The sequence below is a fragment of the Bacillus sp. BF2-3 genome, assembly GCF_008368795.1.
Taxonomy (GTDB): Bacteria; Bacillota; Bacilli; order Bacillales; family Bacillaceae_G; genus Bacillus_A; species Bacillus_A cereus.
This window is the reverse complement of record NZ_QOSA01000001.1, coordinates 141,297-157,601: the sequence shown is the minus strand read 5'-3', so window position 1 is coordinate 157,601 and position 16,305 is coordinate 141,297. Positions and strand designations below refer to the sequence as shown.

Sequence of the window (16,305 nt, the reverse complement as noted above, 5' to 3'; positions counted from 1 at the left end):
ATACAAATTGATTTCATAATGAATGTAAGAATAATAGATTTTCTTATCATAACTCGTTATGATAAAAGAAAAAGAAAGCTGGCGAAAAATGAATAAAAAAATCGCAATAATTACTGGAGCCTCAAGTGGATTTGGACTATTAACTACACTCGAACTCGCAAAAAAAGATTATTTAGTTATCGCTACAATGCGAAACCTTGAAAAACAAGGAACCTTACTATCCCAAGTTACTCAACTTAACTTACAGCACAATATAAAAGTTCAACAATTAGATGTAACAGATCAAAATTCTATACATAATTTCCAATTATTTTTAAAAGAAATTAATAGAATAGATCTCCTTATAAATAATGCAGGATATGCAAATGGGGGCTTTGTAGAAGAAATCCAAGTAGACGAATATCGAAAGCAATTTGAAACGAACCTTTTTGGAGCTATATCAATTACCCAGCTTGTTTTACCATATATGAGAAAACAAAGAAGTGGAAAAATCATTAATATAAGCAGCATTAGCGGCCAAGTTGGATTCCCTGGTTTATCTCCTTATGTATCTTCAAAATATGCATTAGAAGGCTGGAGTGAATCGCTTCGCTTAGAATTAAAACCTTTCGGAATAGATGTCGCTTTAATTGAACCTGGTTCTTACAACACAAATATATGGGAGGTTGGTAAACAACTAGCTGAAAACCAATCTGATACAACATCTCCTTACAAAGAATATATGGATAAAATACAAAAACATATTAATAGCGGTAGTGATACATTTGGTAATCCGATAGATGTTGCTAATAAAATCGTTGAAATTGCTGAAACAAAGCGTACTACTTTACGATATCCTATTGGAAAAGGTGTAAAATTTATGATCTTTACGAAGAAGATTCTTCCTTGGAGATTGTGGGAATACCTTGTTTTGAGAAGCTTTAAGAAGATGTAAATATAAAGAGTAACTATCAAGATAAATAATGGTAGCTACTCTTTTTAAATATTCATCATGAAAAACCAAAACGACATTAGTATGTAGAAAGAGGATCAAAATAAAGTAACATTGAAACCATAAAAACAAATGCAAAGAATCCAATTATAGAAAGAATATATTCCTTTGTCTCTCTGCTATACTTCCATTCCATCCATACGCGTAATAAGGAAATTGCTCCAAAATAAGTAAGTACAGCAATTCCTATATTAGCATTTTCTACTTTGAACAGATAAATAAAACTTACTATAAGATATACGATAAAAAGACCTATTTCTAATTTTACATGTAAACTATTTACATGCTTATATATCCAAGCATTGCCCTTTGGCATATTTAGTTTTTTTCTTAAAAACTTTTCTAAAAAATATCCTCCAATTATCATAATAATAACTATAATCCAAATAGTAGAGTTGCCCATTGCATTCCCTCCTATTAAATTAATTATGTTTTCGTAACAAAATGGATTATATATTTTTTAATATGTAGATAATGTATTCATTTTCTTTATCTTCTTTAGTAGTAGTTTTATCAAGACATGTTTTATGTATTGTATAACAACAATCTATTTCCCATCCCTTTTGTTTCGGGATGTTTAATCCTTTTTCTTTCTATTTTTTCAAAAACGAATATAGATAGTACCGATAAAATTAATAGAGTTATTTTTATAATTGACAGAAAACCCTATCCTTTTATTTTCTTACTTGCATTTTCTACGGCTGATCACTCGGATACGTGGCATTCCTTTTATTTTCTACGTCCCAACTAATAATTGTCGCACTATCACGTCCCAACTGATGATGCACGTGTTCTAAAACATTGTGAATATTTTCTTTAAGTGTTTTATCATTTCTGTTCATAGCATTATACAAATTTACAGGTGTTTCATATCGGCGTTCCCCGCATTCTAATACTCCATCTGTCACCATTACAATTCGGTTCTTTCCAGTACGTAATTCACGAATACCTGATGAATAACAAGGAACAGGTAAATCAAATGTGTTTACATTTCCAATCCATTCGTAAAAATGACGTTGATTTAATGCATATTGTCCTAACTTATGTAACTCTTCATGAAATACATAAACTAAACAGTCTCCAATAGATAGCCACCATATATAATTTTCTTTTCTTACACATAGTAAGCAAGCTGTTTCACCTTTAATTCTTTGACACTTTTCCTTAAATGAAGAAGATTGAAAGATAGTAAGAATATGATTTTCAATAGATCGAAATACTATATCAATTGATTCATTCATCATTTCTTTTATATTTTCATATTCTTTTTGAATTGTATTTACTACTAAATCAACACTTTCTGCACTATTATGTCCATCTAATATAGCTGCAAATTCCCAATCACCATTTGACAAAACTAACGCACCATCTTCGTTCTTTTTTGCTCCAGCACTTATATTCCCACCATATGTACCGAGCACGATGTCACCATATTGTTTTACTGAAACTTCGTCTAAACACATTTCACTACTTCCAACCCATGAATGTTGTCTATTATTTGTTGTATGCATATTCACTCACCATATACTTTCGTAATCTTTCGCATAGTTTTTTGATTTTTCCTGCGTCACCATAAGGCGCACCGTTCCATTTCGCTACTTCAGTCGGTGACCAAAACTCTTTTGGTGTATTTTCATAACGCGGTATGATGTGCATATGCATATGTGGTACACCATTTCCTGAAACAAAAGTGTAAATATGTTCCGCACCTTCACTTGCTTTTAGCGCTTTACTTACTCTACTTGTTATAAGTCCGAACGCTTTCGCTTCTTCATCTGTTAGTTCAGCGAGGCCAGGTACATGCCTTTTTATATCTATCATTACATAACCCAAGTATGTTTCTTCACTACCCCAGTGGACATGTCCAACGTAAACGAGTTCATCTTCGTAAATAGCTCCACCTGGAACTATAATATTTCCTTTATGCTTTTCACAAATAAAACAGTTTAGTTTTACTTGATTGTTTGTTGACATATTCATCACCATCCTTTTCATATATAATATCATAAAAAAAGGAAAAACAGGATTTATATTCCGAAGATTCACTCTTTTGATACAGCAATTTTTGAAATGAATTTAAACCTCATTATTTCTTCAAAACCACAACTCCAATTACAATCCCAATCACAATTCCGATTACTAAATTATTTGTAAAATAACCTTGGACTACACCGATTACAACCCCTATACCGATGCCTATTGCCAAGGCATCATTGCTTTTTTTCTTTTTAGACAAAATAGCATCTCCTCTCATAATTTCTTCTAAAATAATATCTATTTACATGACTTCACTGTCTCCTAATATATTCGCTATTCCACTTAATAATTTCCAAAAAATGTACTTTATTACTTATACTTTTCCAGCACATAATCCTCTTCTTAAGAAGAGATTTTCAAGTCGCTATTAAACAAACATATCGTTATTCATCGAAGAGTTAAATCAATGAAATAAAAAAACAAGTTTGTGCGCCAGCTGGAGGTTCTGTTATCGTTCATATGTGATATGGATGCAATAAAAAACACACTTTGTATTATAAAAGTGTGTTTTTTGGTCATTATTTTCTTTTCGTATGGAACCCTTGTGTAATACGGTCTAATATAATTGCGATTACTACGATAGCTAATCCAGCTTCAAAGCCCATTCCGATATTAACTTGTGTTACAGAGCGATATACATCAACTCCAAGTCCTGGAGCTCCTACAAGTGATGCTGTTACAACCATCGATAACGAAAGCATAATGCTTTGGTTCACACCAGCCATAATCGTTCCGGTTGCAAGTGGTAATTGTACTTTAAATAGTTTTTGTGATGCAGTGGATCCAAATGCATTCGCTGCTTCAATTAAATCTTCTGGAACTTGTCTAATTCCTAAGTCCGTAAAACGAATTGTCGGTGGCATTGCAAAGATTACTGATGCAATAATTCCAGGTACTACACCTACTCCGAAAAATGTGATCGCTGGAATAAGGTATACGAATGCAGGCATTGTTTGCATAAAATCTAGTGTTGGTTTTAAAAATTTTGAGAAACGTTCATTTTGAGATGCTAATATACCAATTGGAATTCCGACAATAATTGAAATAATAACAGACGTAAGTACGAGTGCTAATGTTTGCATCGTTTGTGCCCAGTAGTTAATATTCAAAATGAATAATAATCCAATAAGCGTAAAAATGACTAAAGATAATTTCCTCGTTGTGTACCAAATGAAGAAACACAAGATAATAATCATCAATATGGCTGGTATTATTGTTAAAAAATTAGTTAGTAAATCAACGAATCCACCAATAATATAAGAGAATCCTCGGAATAAGCCTTCAAAGTGCTCATATAAACTTGCAACAAATGAGTCGACCCATTCCCCTAATGGAATACGTGGTATACTATTCATCGTCTTTCACCTCTTCCTCAATGTTTCCTGCAAGAGCTTGAATGACACTTTCACGTTTAATAATTCCTCTTAGCCTTTTCTTCTCATCGATTACTGGTAAGGGATATTTCATCTCTGCCATTTTTGCATATGTCTCTTCCAGTAAAGTATCCAAATACACATGCGGAATATCATTAAGTAATAAATCAGCAATCGGCCACTGTTTTTGTACTGCTTTACTCGCATCATCCGCAGTTAATATACCTAAAAACTCATACTTTTTGTTTACAACATATACAGTTGAGACGCCTGCATTCCTCATAATTTGAAGAGCCACACGAGGTCCACGATCAATTAATAAAGTTTCTGGTCGTTTTAAAATAGACTCAGCCGTAATTACTTTTCCTAAATTCACGTCCGCAACAAACTTTTCTACAAATTCATTTGCGGGGCTCATCATAATTTCTTCTGGCGTTCCAATTTGGACGATTTCTCCATCTTTCATTAATGCAATACGATCTCCAATTCGAAGCGCTTCATCTAAATCATGCGTAATAAATATAATCGTTTTTTCCATTTTATCTTGTAACTCTAACAATTCATCTTGCATTTCTTTTCGAATAAGTGGATCTAATGCACTAAATGACTCGTCCATTAGTAATACATCTGGATTATTCGTTAGTGCCCTTGCGATTCCAACGCGCTGCTGCATACCACCACTAAGTTGACTTGGATAATTATCTTTATGATGATCGAGTCCTACTAACTGTAGCGATTCTAACGCTTTTTTCTCTCGCTCTTCAACCGGAACTCCTTGTATTTCTAAACCATATGCAACATTTTGTATAACTGTACGATGCGGAAATAGAGCAAATTTCTGAAATACCATACTCATTTTCGTTCTTCTTACTCTCCGTAACTCTTCTTTTCCCATCGTTGCGATGTCTTCACCATCTATGTATATATGACCTGCAGTTGGTTTAATCAATTGATTTAACATACGAACTAGCGTAGATTTCCCGCTGCCAGACAAACCCATAATAACGAAAATCTCTCCAGAGTAAACTTCAAACGTTGCTTTTTTCACCCCAACGTTCATTCCTGTCTCTTTTAAAATTTCCGATTTACTTTTTCCTTCTTTTAATAAGGAAAGGGCTCTTTGCGGATGTTTCCCGAATACTTTTGTTACGTTTTCAACACGCACCTTTGTATTATCCATGTCACTACTCCTTTTCTACCCATCTATTCACATAGTGTTGCGATTTTACAAAGAAATATTACATAAAAATGACATTCATAAGATTTCTTTAAAATTCTCGTTTCCGTTCATAATAAGAATGCTTACTTATACATTTATTTTATAAGGCAAACGTTACTTAGGAGGTTTTCGATGCGAAAGAAAATTTGGTTTATATGCCTTGCATTATTTATTACTATGATTTTCACTTCATGTAATGCAACAAATGCAAATTCGAAAGGAAAAATTAAACTTGGTGTAACAAGTTGGAAAGAAAATATTGCAACTGCAAACATGTGGAAAGTTTTATTAGAAGAAAAAGGCTACAAAGTTGAGCTCATGTATTTAGAAAAAGCCGCAATTTGGACTGGTGTCGCTCGTGGCGATGTTGATGCGAATTTAGAAGTATGGCTACCAGTTACAGATAAACCGCTAAACGATCGTTATAAAGATGATATTGTCTTAAAATCAAAATGGTACGAAGGTACTGGACTAGGTTTAGTCGTCCCTTCTTATATGAAAAACATAAACAGTATCGAAGATTTAAATGCTCATAAAGATGAACTAGATAATAAAATTGTCGGTATCGAACCCGGTAGTAGTCTTATGAATTTAACGAATAAAGCAATGAAAGAATATGATATAAAACTAAAACTTGTCCAATCTTCTGAAGCTGCGATGATGAGTGAACTAAAGAAAGCATATACAAAAAAGAAACCAATCGCTGTTACGCTTTGGAATCCGCATTGGGGTTTTTCAGAATTTGACTTAAAATATTTAAAAGACCCTAAGAAAGTATATGGTGAAAAAGATGACATTTATTACTCCGTTCGTAAAGGTTTCGAAAAAGATCACCCGGATATCATAAAATACTTTGATAAATGGAAAATGAACGATGAACAGCTCGGTACGTTAATGGTCATGTTAAATAAAACAAAAGATCCTGAAGAAGCTGCGCGAAAATGGATTAAGAACAATCAAGCGCTAGTTGATGAATGGGTAAAAGATTAATAAAAATAGGCTAGAGGGTTCGCATATCCTCTAGCCTGTTTTTAACTTATTTTTTCGTAACAACATCATCTACAATCCCATATGCCTTTGCTTCTTCTGCGGTCATAAAATAATCTCTTTCTGTATCATGTGCTACTCTTTCAATCGGTTGCCCCGTTTTTTCTGCAATCATTTTATTAATATCATGCTTTAACTTTAATATTCTCTTCGCAGTTATTTCAATTTCTGTTGCTTGCCCTTGTGCACCACCAAGCGGCTGATGAATCATAATTTCACTGTTAGGGAGCGCAAACCGTTTTCCTTTTGCTCCAGATAATAATAGCAATGCACCAAATGATGCCGCAAAGCCCATGCACAGCGTTTGCACATCTGGTTTAATTAAATTCATTGTATCTAATATAGCAAATCCCGCTGTCGTTGATCCGCCGGGGCTATTAATGTATAAAAATATATCTTTCTCTGCATCTTCTGCTTCTAAAAATAATAATTGAGCTACGACACTACTCGCTACTTGATCATTTATTTCTGAACCGATAATAATAATACGATCTTTTAATAACCTTGAATATATATCATAGGAACGTTCTCCTAATTTCGTTTGTTCCACTACATATGGAATTGCATTCATTTTATATCCCTCCAATAATTGTTATGCTGCTAAAAGCATACAACTGTAGGAAGAAGGTTTTTTCGCATTAAATAATAAGACTGGCTGTTTAGATGGTAACTTAGTAAAATCTATTGTCGGAAGCAGTTTCGTTAATAATTCCGGTCTCTCCTCTCGAATAGACGTTACTACAACTTCCATATCATCTGTGAATTCAACTATCTCAATCCCTTCTTCACTTACAGTTTTCAGCCTATTTCTACTACGAAACAAAGAAGCTTTTACTGCCCCTTCTGATACAGAACACACTTTAGCAATATCAGCGATACTATATTGAAAAACATCTTTTAATAATAAAATTGCGGATTGCTGTACATTTAATGAAGACAATACTTTCCCTACCATTTCATGCAAATCTGCAATGTTCTCATGTGGTTCTTCAAAAGTGATTTGTTCTCTTATTTTTTCATGAACAGACTTAGACTTTATCTGATCTAACCAACGATTTCTTGCTATTTTATAGACGAGTGTCATACAAATATCTTTATTTCTATATTTTTGAAGCACTTTACACACTGTTTCTTGGGCGAGATCTTCCCCATCCCATTTGTTTTTCGTTAAAAAAGTACAGTATCTTTTTAACTCTCCATATTGTTCAATTAAAAAGTTTATATTTGAATGATTCATATCGATATGGTTCTTTAAAACATGAGTTACTTTTGTGCACAAAATAACCACTCCTTTTCAGCGCTTACTTAATAAACGATTCAACATTAAAAAAAGTTACGGGGATATAAAAAAATAATGTTTATGTTCAATAATTCGCGGTCATAAATATGTTATGTACAATTTTACGTGAGGAGGAACAAATTTGCCAAAATTAACAATTGAAGGTGCGGGAACTTTTGATGTGAAAGAAGGAACAAAGTTAGTATTAGCAATTGAAGATAGCGGTGTCAACATTCTTCATCGTTGCGGCGGGAATGCACGTTGCACAACTTGTAGAGTAGAAATACTAGCAGGTGATTTCTGTGAAGCGAGTGCGAATGAGAAACATGCAATGACGGAAAAAGGGATTGAAGATCATTTACGATTATCTTGTCAAATGCGTGTACATAAAGATATAGTCGTTCGTCCGGTACTTACAGTTGAAAATTCAGGTCTTGATGCTGGACCGCGTCCGGCGGAGTAAAGCGATGAATTTAAAACAGCTCGCTGGCGAATATGCCGCTAACTTTGTAAATGATGGCATGAAGATTGGGCTTGGTACAGGTTCTACTGTATATTGGACAATACAAAAATTAGGTGAGCGTGTAAAAGAAGGATTATCATTTCAAGCTGTACCGACATCAAAGGAAACTGAAGCATTAGCACATCAACTAAATATCCCCCTAATTTCGTTAAATGACGTACAAAGTCTTGATCTTACAATTGATGGAGCGGATGAAATTGATTCAAATTTACAACTTATAAAAGGCGGTGGCGGTGCATTACTTCGTGAAAAAATCGTTGCCTCTTCCTCTAAAGAACTAATTATCATTGCTGATGAATCGAAACTTGTAACACATTTAGGTACTTTTCCATTACCTATTGAAATCATCCCTTTTTCATGGAAACAAACCGAAAATAAAATTCAGTCTTTAGGATGTCAAACAACATTACGTTTGAAAAATAATGAAACCTATATAACCGATAACAATAACATGATTATCGATTGTATATTCCCTAATCATATTTCTAATCCTGCCCATTTACACACTCAATTAAAAATGATTACTGGTGTAGTTGAAACAGGGTTATTTATAAGTATGACGAGTAAAGTAATTATCGGCGCTAAAAATGGGATAAAGGAATTGTAATAAAAGCTAACTTTTTAAAGTTGGCTTTTTAGTATGTTCTTCTCTTTATAGCGCTTTATTATGATATACTATGAAAACACAAGCTGATTACATTAGAAAGGACTGAACATTTTGCAATCCAAACTTATAACAGAACTTGCTGATTTAGAAACTGCCTTTCATATTCGAAAAGAAGTATTTGTAAAAGAACAAGGTGTCCCTCTTGCAGATGAATTTGATACATTCGATGAAATCGGAGAGCAATGTAAACATATTTTAGTTTATTATCATGAGCTTCCTGTAGGCACAGGGCGTATACGATTTGTTGATGGTGTCGGAAAATTAGAACGTATTTGTATTTTAAAAGATTATCGTACATACGGATTAGGTAAAGTCATCATTCAAACGTTAGAAGAACTTGCTCGTAACAAACAAGTTACAAAAGTGAAACTACACGGTCAAACACAAGCTGAAGGATTTTATACAAAACTAGGTTATCAAACTTCTTCTGATATATTTATGGAAGATGGCATTCCACATATACTTATGACGAAAGTATTATCATAATAAAAAGGTAGTGTATGAATCTTATGTATTCATACACTACCTTTTTTTATTAATAGAAAAGTGAATTCTCAAGATTCCCTTTTGCATCAAAGCCCATCATCTCTTAGTTCATACCTAAGTAAAGCTTACACTGTTTTCCATAATGATAATGCATAAATCCAGTTTGGATCACCATTTCCTTGATAACTCTGGACTGCTTCATATACTTTTCCTTCGTGCAGAACTCTATCTCCCTTTTTATATGCTTTTTTTGCATCCCACGCTTCATATGAAGCGTTTTCAGTTTTTGTAGTAATTGTGAATATATCACTCTGTACGGATTCATTTCCAGCTACATCAACAGCTTTCACTACATATTTATAAGTAGTATTAGCGAGCAGATTTTTATCCAAATAAGAAGTTGTATTGGATGTTGCAATCTTTTTCATTGCCCCTTCTGTTTCTCTATAAATATCATAATGGTCTACACCAATATTATCGTCAGATGGACTCCACATTAAATCCACACTTGACGCTGTCGTTCCCATACTATGTAATCCTTTTGGTTGTGTTGGTGCTTCTGTATCAGGAGTCTCAACTGTCGTTTTTACTGTAAGCGCTGCACTTTCTTTCGATACATTGCCAGCTGCATCAATTGCTTTTACAGTATAAGAGTATTCTGTACTTGGTTGTAATTTCTTATCAATAAAATGAGTGCCTAGTACTGTATCAATCATCTCTCCGTTACGGAAGATTTGATATCCTTTTACCCCTACATTATCCGTAGAAGCGTTCCATGTTAGTTCTACACTATTCGCTGTTACTTTTTGCGTCTGAAGTCCATTTGGAATACTTGGCGCTTCTATGTCTGGTTTCACATCATTAATAAGATTAACATCAATTACATTATAGAATGCATTTGCTGTATCAGCTACATCCCATACTGCTAAAATCACATGATATCCACTACGATCAGTAGGTACATTGATTTTATGAGTTAAATTATTTGAAGCTGCAGAACCATCATGTTGTACTGTTCCAATTGGTTCAAAATCTGCTCTTGTTAGCGCTTTATTTGGATTCCATCCTTTTTTAGTAATATAGTAATGCCACTTACTCGTTAAGTGAGGCGCAGTATACTTCCAAGTAAATGTATTTTCCCCACCAGTGATTGTATTTTTAAACCAACGATTTGCTGTTTGTTGATCTAAAATACCACCAAATTTTCCGCCTGCTGAAGCAATTTGTCCATCTACTGGACCACCTTGTGGGAACCCTTTTGGAGCTTCTAAACTTTGTGGTTCATACATAACACTTCCACAGTTTACATTTAGCGCACCATAAGTTGGACTACATAAAGCAGATCGGCTACCAGGCTTTTCAACAAAACCGTGCGCATAAGCATTTTGAGGAATAAGTGTCGTACTAATAATTCCAGCTGTTAATGCTACAGCTCCTAAACTTTTTTTGTTCATTTTCATATTTTGTAGTTGTTTTAAAAATCGATTATTCATGTTCATGTCTCCTTCTTGTTATACTTTGTAGTGGAATGTGGGCTTTGATGTAAAAGAATAACAAGAGACAAACTTGTACCGATGTATGTGTTAATTATGCATACACCGCAGTGAAATTATATTTTTCTTGTGAAATATTTCACTTTATGAATATATCATGACATAGAAATTACCTGAGTATGTGCAGAAGTTGTGCAGAAACAGTGAAATTATTACTAACATGTAAAACTAAGTCCTAACATTTTAAAATAAAATTTGAATATATTTATCTATCATCTTTACTTCATAATTGACAATACATTTAACTAGTTAACTTTTATTCTTATACTTATATCTCTCAGTGCCTTAGTTTTAACCATACTAGATATTAAAAATAAGAATTATAAAGTTAAATAAAAAGCATCCTATTTAGATGCTTTTCTAATGTATAATTTCATTTTTTCACTGACCTACAAATATAAAAATTTCATCAACAGCTTCCTTATATCCATCTGATTTTTGGAAAGATTTCTTCAAATTCAAAGCAACTTCTTTAAATGACGGATTATTTAATACCATTTCTACACTTTCACTTAGTTGATCCGCAGTTAATCCTTGCATTTGTAATTTTATTCCTGCTCCAAGACTCTCCACTTGCTTTGCGACTACTGGCTGATCTGCACTTTGCGGTATTACAACGAGCGGAACCCCGTTATACAGTCCTTCATGCGCACTGTTCATCCCGCCGTGTGTAATAAATAGTTTCGTATATGTAAGCAGCTCAGTTTGGGGTACATAGTTTTTCACAATGAAGTTTTTAGGAATTTCGCCTAGATCACTTATTTTTGTTTCACTACCAATAGACATAACAATTGTATGCTCACTATTCTCAAAGGCCTTCATACACAGTTTATAAAAGTCAATCGCTTCATTAAAAACAGTACCTAATGAAATATAAATCGGACTTTTTTCTTCAATTGAAGTAAAATCAACGTCTCTGTTTTTCATTTGTGCAGAGATAGATGGTCCTACAAATTTATATATTTCATCAAAAGTATCACCAAAAGGCTGGAACTCCTTAATTGTATATACAATAGTAAGGGGTGCAGGATTACAGAAAACTTCATACGATGATTTTATTTCAACACCATATTTTTCAGCAATTCCCTTCGTTAAGTTTTGAAAATCATTCTGTATTTTATCATAAATTTCTACTGGGATATTTTTTGATAGATGACCTAACATTTGCTCAAAAGATTTTTCATCCTGCGCAAAAGATGTGCATGAATTTATGGCTGGAAGTTTAAGGATTTGAGCAATTAAATGGCCACAGCCAAACATAGAATCATGAATTATGTAATCAAAATGTTCACCTTCAATTTGTTCTAAAACGCTAGGTATTACAATATCCGCTGTATGTAGAAGGCCATTTATTCTTTCCTGTAAATAATTTCTGCCTCCAGATAGAAACGCTTTTATAAATTTTTGATCATCAATCGTTCGTACAGTAGCACCTGTCTTCTCAATCCGCTCCCTGAAAGCTTCTATTGAAAAATAAATGACCTCTTCACCACGAGAAATCAATTCATCTACAACTTGTAAAGTTGGATTTATATGTCCTTCTGATCCAGCATTAATAAATAAAACACGCGCCATAATAAACACTCCTTACGTTAAATCATTTCTATGTTGGCAAGAGTACGGATTCTCTCCATACTCTTTTCCTAGCTGTTCGTATCATGTTCCTACTAAATTGACCTAGCGAGTCTAAAACCGAGATCATCTATATGAAATGTAGGATGGCTTCGACGACGACAAGTAGCGCCGCACCCTCTCGCTGTTTCAGCCCAACTACCACCACGAAAAATACGGTATGATCCGTACACTGTTTCATCATACAAATCATAACACCATTCCCAAACGTTCCCTAGCATATCATAAAGTCCCCATGCATTCGGTTCTTTTTGGCCAACGTCATGAATCTCTCCATTTGAATTTTCATTATACCACGCTATATCATGAAGTTTCCCGTATGTATATCCGGTTGTACTTGCTTTACATGCATATTGCCACTCCGCCTCAGATGGTAATCGGTAGCCATTTGAACCTAAATTACATTTCACAATTTGACCACCATCACTAATAGAATAATATTCTTTTAATCCCGCTTTTTTTGAAAGTACATTACAAAACGAAATGGCATCGTTCCATGAAATATTGACAACTGGTTTATGATTTTCATCAAAATTATTTAATGTACTATTTGTAATAGCATCATATAGTTCCATTGTTACAGCATACTTTGCAAGAAGAAATGGTTGAATTTGTACTAGCCATTCTTTTTTTATTCGATCATCTCTTAATACTACCTCTCCAGCTGGAATATTGACCATTAATGAATTGATTAGTTGAATTAAATCGTTAGTCATTTTCTATTCCTCCAAACGTTCATTTTATATGAACTTAAAGTCATATACTCATTACAAAATAGAATTTTCAAAAAGCGTTAAATTTTTCATAATAAAAAACGATTAGTTTTATTAAACTAATCGGTAAGATTCACAAAGAATTTTTGTGTTACATTCTATAATTATATGTGCTCTAAAAATTTCCGAACCTCATTTGGAGATTTTAAAACAATAACCTTTTTCTCTTCCGGCAATTGCTCTAACCCTTTTAAAATTGTAGGTCGTTTAGCATTAGGATATTCCCATATCCATTTAAAAAATTGCAAATCAAATCTTTCTTCACATCCCGCGCCCATATCTGGTCTTGTTTTATTCCGGTATTTTACAATTCTTTTAAAAGCACGATAAATACAAATTGTTCTATGAATATCAAGGAAGATAATTGTATCAGCTGCATTCAGTCTTATACCCATCGTCCCGCCATAATTCCCATCAATAATCCACTTCTCATCTTTAATTAAGTTATTTTGAACTGCTATTTGTTCTTCTCTCGGAACACCTTCCCAATTCGGTTTCCAAAATAATGCATCAAGATGATGCACCTTAATATTTAATTTATTTCCTAACTGCCTTGCTAATGTAGATTTTCCTGAACCACCAGAACCAATTAATATTATTTTTTTCATACCTTTACGATACCTTCTATAACTTCTTCAATAGTTTCCTTATTAGCTAAAATCCAGAAGAACATTTCTTCATTTAACTTTAATGAATCTGGTAACTGGACAAAATAAGCAATAAAGATAATTTGAATTGAAAGCATAACATACCAAATGGCTTTTAGTTCTTCTTTCGTTAAATCATTTTGTTTATAATAACCTTCAAAGACTTTGCTAACGATATGTAACCCTTTCCCTCTTAATCTTTCATCACTAAATAGCTCGCTTAATATACTTGTACAGCAATAACATAAATCAAATATTTTTACATTATTTTCTAAAATCTCAAAATCTATAAACCCTTCCAGTTTATCATCTTTAAAGATTACATTTGATAGATGCATATCACGATGAATAATTTGTCTCGGTAATGGATGGACCGTTTCCTTGAAAGCTGCGTGCATTCGCTCCATCTTTTGAATTACCTCTCGATGAACATACTCATTCTTTTCTAAAATCGGTATAGCCCATTCAAATACCATCCTATATAAATCTCTTTTTATTAACTCATGGTCACTATTCACCGAATGTAATGCTTTGTGCAGATTAGCTATTTCTTCTCCAATTGTACTTGCTAGCCTTTCCAGCTTATTCGTATCTTTTATTTCTAAAACACTTCCGGCAACATACTCATATAAGCAATAATATTTTTCTTTATATAATACATATTGTTCATCATTTTCTGTCTTTACTACTCTCTGTACTTTAATTCCCTTTTCATACAGTTGCTTCAAAACATCGAATTCAACTAGAAGTTGCTTTATTGATCCTGTTTTCTTTAAAATATACTCTTTATTCTTGCATATAACCTTCGCTACTTTTTGTTGAATTACAGTAGCTGTGACATGTTCATTTTGAAACCAAAACTTTGCAATTTCCAGTGCTTGTTCCATTTACAAATACCCCTTTTACAATTCTTATGTCTTCCGAAAAATAACCTCACACAGTACTCCCACTCCAACACCAATTGTATAGGCCACTAAATCACTCCACAAAAAACCGTATCCCAACACGAGTCCGCCCAAAGTCGTTGCACGCATGCTATCTATCCATTCCGCATGATACAATTGGCTCGCTTCAATCCCGTAGCAAAACATTAAACTAATAAAAGCCAACTTCTTCGTCTCTGTTTTAGGAAACAAAAATCCAAAGCCAGTGAAAATCATTAATGCCCATAAAGCATCGCCTAAGTAATTATTTAATAGATGTGGTAGTGCAAAAGAAAACTTTCTTGAGCTAAGACCTAAAATAATAATAACTATAGTAAATAGTGCATATACTACTCTATTTCGTTTCGTATTCATTTTAAAGTCCCCTAATATGTAATGTAAAACTGTAAATAGCTAGTAAAACAAAGTTATTTTACTAGCTATTTATTAGTTGCTTTAATGATAAGAAAATGTGGATTCGTATTTAGATAATAATATGATTTTTCGTCTACTTCTTTCATTTTTTCAATTGCCTTCGGTTCTACTATCTCTTCTAATACAAAATAATTTGTAGTTTCATTTAGTATGTCTTGTAATGATCTTCTAAAAAACTTGACTTCAATAGTAATATTCGGTTTAACCCAAGTATCTATTAATAACTGTTTTTCAAAATAATTTTCACATGGAAACTTTGTGAAATCCATAAAAGGATGATGAATAGAATATATAAGTTCTCCACCTGGCTTCAATACACGACGAAATTCTTGAAATACTTGATTCCAATTTTCTATATAATGAAGAGTTAATGAACTTACAATCACATCATATGTATTATCTTTAAATGGCAATGTTTCTTGCAGATCATGACAAAGGAACGTTGCTTCTTCTCCTATATTTTCTTTTGCTGCTTTTACCATTTCAGGACTTACATCAATTGCTGTAACATTTGCTCCTCTTTTTATGAATTGAGAAGTATACCATCCAGCTGCACATCCAGCATCTAGTATCTTTTTTCCTTCTAGTTCCTTTGGAATAAGCTCCATCATCGCCGGTCTTTCATAATAACTGTTATATGGATTTGCGAAATCTAGATTTTCTTTATATGTACTCGCTAATTTATCATACGTATCTTTAATCGAATCTTTCATTACACAC

General features: G+C 33.2%; 20 protein-coding genes. 5 read left to right on the top strand and 15 right to left on the bottom strand.

Going from position 1 to position 16,305, the window contains the following annotated elements:
* The first annotated feature begins 88 nt into the window (after nucleotides 1-88).
* Nucleotides 89-934: an oxidoreductase gene (locus DN401_RS00890; protein ID WP_001034794.1), complete on the top strand. Its 846-nt coding sequence runs from the start codon at nucleotides 89-91 to the stop codon at nucleotides 932-934.
* A gap of 76 nt (nucleotides 935-1,010) precedes the next feature.
* Here DN401_RS00890 and DN401_RS00885 read toward each other — a convergent pair whose 3' ends face one another.
* The 6 genes from DN401_RS00885 to DN401_RS00860 all read right to left on the bottom strand — a co-directional run bounded on the left by DN401_RS00885 (nucleotide 1,011) and on the right by DN401_RS00860 (nucleotide 5,581).
* Entirely contained in the window at nucleotides 1,011-1,394 is a 384-nt protein-coding gene (locus DN401_RS00885) for a DUF4181 domain-containing protein (RefSeq protein ID WP_000528448.1), read from the bottom strand.
* Nucleotides 1,395-1,686: 292 nt separating this feature from the next.
* On the bottom strand, nucleotides 1,687-2,502 hold the full coding sequence (locus DN401_RS00880) for a PP2C family serine/threonine-protein phosphatase (protein WP_121868272.1): 816 nt from the start codon (nucleotides 2,500-2,502) through the stop codon (nucleotides 1,687-1,689).
* The gene (locus DN401_RS00875; RefSeq protein WP_149287486.1) at nucleotides 2,486-2,977 is read right to left on the bottom strand and encodes an HIT family protein; all 492 of its coding nucleotides are present in this window, start codon (nucleotides 2,975-2,977) and stop codon (nucleotides 2,486-2,488) included. The genes DN401_RS00880 and DN401_RS00875 overlap by 17 nt, the downstream gene beginning before the upstream one ends.
* A 100-nt stretch (nucleotides 2,978-3,077) precedes the next feature.
* Entirely contained in the window at nucleotides 3,078-3,245 is a 168-nt protein-coding gene (locus tag DN401_RS00870; RefSeq protein ID WP_002197850.1) for a glycine zipper domain-containing protein, read from the bottom strand.
* Between the two features lie 301 nt (nucleotides 3,246-3,546).
* Nucleotides 3,547-4,383: an ABC transporter permease gene (locus DN401_RS00865; protein ID WP_001084759.1), complete on the bottom strand. Its 837-nt coding sequence runs from the start codon at nucleotides 4,381-4,383 to the stop codon at nucleotides 3,547-3,549.
* Nucleotides 4,376-5,581: a quaternary amine ABC transporter ATP-binding protein gene (locus tag DN401_RS00860; RefSeq protein WP_000370606.1), complete on the bottom strand. Its 1,206-nt coding sequence runs from the start codon at nucleotides 5,579-5,581 to the stop codon at nucleotides 4,376-4,378. Before DN401_RS00860 ends, DN401_RS00865 begins: the two co-directional genes overlap by 8 nt.
* Before the next feature lie 171 nt (nucleotides 5,582-5,752).
* Between DN401_RS00860 and DN401_RS00855 the strand changes: the two genes are divergently transcribed.
* The gene (locus DN401_RS00855; protein WP_098212921.1) at nucleotides 5,753-6,610 is read left to right on the top strand and encodes a glycine betaine ABC transporter substrate-binding protein; all 858 of its coding nucleotides are present in this window, start codon (nucleotides 5,753-5,755) and stop codon (nucleotides 6,608-6,610) included.
* A gap of 46 nt (nucleotides 6,611-6,656) precedes the next feature.
* On the opposite strand, the gene clpP is transcribed toward DN401_RS00855, so the two are convergent.
* Entirely contained in the window at nucleotides 6,657-7,238 is a 582-nt protein-coding gene (gene clpP, locus DN401_RS00850; protein ID WP_000991610.1) for an ATP-dependent Clp endopeptidase proteolytic subunit ClpP, read from the bottom strand.
* A gap of 21 nt (nucleotides 7,239-7,259) precedes the next feature.
* Nucleotides 7,260-7,946: an RNA polymerase subunit sigma-70 gene (locus DN401_RS00845; RefSeq protein WP_000337507.1), complete on the bottom strand. Its 687-nt coding sequence runs from the start codon at nucleotides 7,944-7,946 to the stop codon at nucleotides 7,260-7,262.
* Nucleotides 7,947-8,088: 142 nt separating this feature from the next.
* On the opposite strand from DN401_RS00845, the gene DN401_RS00840 reads away from it, so the two are divergent.
* From DN401_RS00840 to DN401_RS00830, 3 genes are all read left to right on the top strand, one after another.
* A complete protein-coding gene (locus DN401_RS00840; protein WP_001125388.1) occupies nucleotides 8,089-8,409 on the top strand; it encodes a 2Fe-2S iron-sulfur cluster-binding protein in 321 nt (106 codons plus the stop codon).
* A gap of 4 nt (nucleotides 8,410-8,413) precedes the next feature.
* A complete protein-coding gene (rpiA, locus tag DN401_RS00835) occupies nucleotides 8,414-9,076 on the top strand; it encodes a ribose 5-phosphate isomerase A (protein ID WP_001049982.1) in 663 nt (220 codons plus the stop codon).
* 111 nt (nucleotides 9,077-9,187) lie between these two features.
* Nucleotides 9,188-9,622, top strand: a complete 435-nt coding sequence (locus DN401_RS00830) for a GNAT family N-acetyltransferase (RefSeq protein ID WP_001190865.1) — start codon at nucleotides 9,188-9,190, stop codon at nucleotides 9,620-9,622.
* Nucleotides 9,623-9,747: 125 nt separating this feature from the next.
* Here DN401_RS00830 and DN401_RS00825 read toward each other — a convergent pair whose 3' ends face one another.
* From DN401_RS00825 to DN401_RS00795, 7 genes are all read right to left on the bottom strand, one after another.
* Entirely contained in the window at nucleotides 9,748-11,115 is a 1,368-nt protein-coding gene (locus DN401_RS00825) for a lytic polysaccharide monooxygenase (protein ID WP_001065145.1), read from the bottom strand.
* Between the two features lie 441 nt (nucleotides 11,116-11,556).
* Nucleotides 11,557-12,750 (bottom strand): macrolide family glycosyltransferase, encoded by a 1,194-nt coding sequence (locus DN401_RS00820; protein WP_098212918.1) that lies wholly within the window; start codon nucleotides 12,748-12,750, stop codon nucleotides 11,557-11,559.
* A gap of 92 nt (nucleotides 12,751-12,842) precedes the next feature.
* Nucleotides 12,843-13,523: a formylglycine-generating enzyme family protein gene (locus DN401_RS00815; protein WP_000180354.1), complete on the bottom strand. Its 681-nt coding sequence runs from the start codon at nucleotides 13,521-13,523 to the stop codon at nucleotides 12,843-12,845.
* 161 nt (nucleotides 13,524-13,684) lie between these two features.
* Nucleotides 13,685-14,188, bottom strand: coding sequence for a DNA topology modulation protein (locus DN401_RS00810; RefSeq protein ID WP_000720556.1), 504 nt, complete (start codon nucleotides 14,186-14,188; stop codon nucleotides 13,685-13,687).
* The gene (locus DN401_RS00805; protein ID WP_000434080.1) at nucleotides 14,185-15,114 is read right to left on the bottom strand and encodes a phosphotransferase enzyme family protein; all 930 of its coding nucleotides are present in this window, start codon (nucleotides 15,112-15,114) and stop codon (nucleotides 14,185-14,187) included. Before DN401_RS00805 ends, DN401_RS00810 begins: the two co-directional genes overlap by 4 nt.
* A gap of 24 nt (nucleotides 15,115-15,138) precedes the next feature.
* Nucleotides 15,139-15,525 (bottom strand): ribosomal maturation YjgA family protein, encoded by a 387-nt coding sequence (locus DN401_RS00800; protein ID WP_001093458.1) that lies wholly within the window; start codon nucleotides 15,523-15,525, stop codon nucleotides 15,139-15,141.
* Nucleotides 15,526-15,590: 65 nt separating this feature from the next.
* Complete coding sequence (locus tag DN401_RS00795; RefSeq protein WP_000655262.1) at nucleotides 15,591-16,298, bottom strand: class I SAM-dependent methyltransferase; 708 nt, start codon at nucleotides 16,296-16,298, stop codon at nucleotides 15,591-15,593.
* Nucleotides 16,299-16,305: the final 7 nt, after the last annotated feature.